This window comes from uncultured Salinicola sp. (assembly GCF_937921195.1).
Classification (GTDB): Bacteria; Pseudomonadota; Gammaproteobacteria; order Pseudomonadales; family Halomonadaceae; genus Salinicola.
This window is the reverse complement of record NZ_CALFQK010000084.1, coordinates 1-1,537: the sequence shown is the minus strand read 5'-3', so window position 1 is coordinate 1,537 and position 1,537 is coordinate 1. Positions and strand designations below refer to the sequence as shown.

The following is a 1,537-nucleotide window of genomic DNA, read 5'->3' as shown; positions in this document are numbered from 1 at the left end:
ATCGAGTAGACATCATGGATTGACCTGCCCCTCCTCAACGTCGTGGATTACGTTGAGGTAGGGACCAAAATGCAGAGCCACTATTGAGGGAGGCAGGTCATGAAACAGTCTAACGCAACTCAGCAAGCTGTTGTCGAGCGGGCCGTTGCCCAGCGTGTCAGCGCCGCCGGCAACGTCCATGCCGCTTATATTGGCCTGGACGTGCACAAGGTCAGCATCTCGGTGGCCATCGCCGAGATCGGGCGCCAGGCGCCCGAGTTCCGCGGTGAGATTCCCAACGAACCCAAGGCCATCGACAAGCTGGTTCGCCAGCTGAGCGAGCGCTTCGCTGGGCAGCCCCTGCTGTTCAGTTACGAGGCCGGCCCCTGTGGTTATGGGATTTATCACCAGGTCCAGGCCAGCGGCCATGACTGCGAGGTTGTCGCTCCAACCCTGATTCCCCAGCGTGCCGGGGACCGTATCAAGACCGATCGGCGAGATGCGCAGATGCTGGCCCGACTTTCGCGCTCCGGTGAGCTGACCCCAGTGTGGGTGCCCACGCCGGAACAAGAGGCGATTCGTGACCTGACCCGCGCTCGGGAGGACATGAAGGCGGGCGAACTCCGCGCTCGACAGCGACTCAACGCCTTTCTGTTACGACACAGCAAGATCTATCCCGGCAAGAGCAAATGGGGGCCGGCATACTTTCGCTGGCTGGAGGAAACAGTTCGCTTCGACACCCCGGTTCAGCAGATCGTGCTGCAAGAGTATGTAGATCATGTGAAGGAGGCCCAGCGTCGGGTGGCCGGTCTGGAGAAGCAGATGGAAGCCGCCTTGCCCACCTGGTCACTGGCGCCAGTGGTCGAGTCGATTCAGGCGATGCGCGGCGTTAGTCTGATCACTGCGATGACGGTGCTGGCGGAGCTCGGTGATATCACGCGCTTCGATTCGCCCCGCCAACTGATGGCCTACCTGGGGCTGGTGCCCAGCGAGCACTCGAGCGGTGGTAGCCGGCGGCAGGGCGGTATCACCAAGACCGGCAATGGCCACGTGCGACGGGTGTTGGTGGAAGCCGCCTGGAGCTACCGCTTCCCGGCCCGCAAGACACGAATCATTGAGCAGCGCGCCGAGAAGACCTCGCCAACGGTGCAGGCGATCGCCTGGGAAGCGCAGAAGCGCTTATGCGGGCGTTACCGTCGCCTGTCCGCCACGGGCAAAGCCAAGCAGCAGGTCACCACCGCGGTGGCGCGTGAGTTGGCTGGTTTCCTGTGGGCGATTGCCTGTGAGGCCATGGGCAAGCCGCATGGCAGCCGGGCTACCGCATGATCCTCGCGTCCCAGTGCCTACGGCTCAGGGAGCGTCGGGCCGGTGGGAGACCCCCTGACCCTCCTATGAGGCCTCCGCCCTCCGGGGCGGAGTGACCCTCGCTTGTAGACCAGGGTAGCTCCGCGACGAAGTGATGACAGGTCGGTACCCAACCCACGAATACCAGAGAGATCCACCGTCGCTGATAGCCCCTCGCTTCCTGAGCCGTAGGCATTGAGGACAATCACATGTA

At 63.0% G+C, this 1,537-nt stretch carries 1 protein-coding gene; it reads left to right on the top strand.

Annotation, left to right across the window (positions count from 1 at the left end; all coding sequences use genetic code 11):
- Positions 1 to 99: 99 nt before the first annotated feature.
- A complete protein-coding gene (locus tag Q0602_RS07360; RefSeq protein WP_082051511.1) occupies positions 100 to 1,305 on the top strand; it encodes an IS110 family transposase in 1,206 nt (401 codons plus the stop codon).
- Positions 1,306 to 1,537 lie beyond the last annotated feature (232 nt).

Coding starts and splice junctions, on each gene's coding strand:
- Q0602_RS07360 (WP_082051511.1), top strand. CDS start 100: ATGAAACAGTCTAACGCAACTCAGCAAGCTGTTGTCGAGCGGGCCGTT.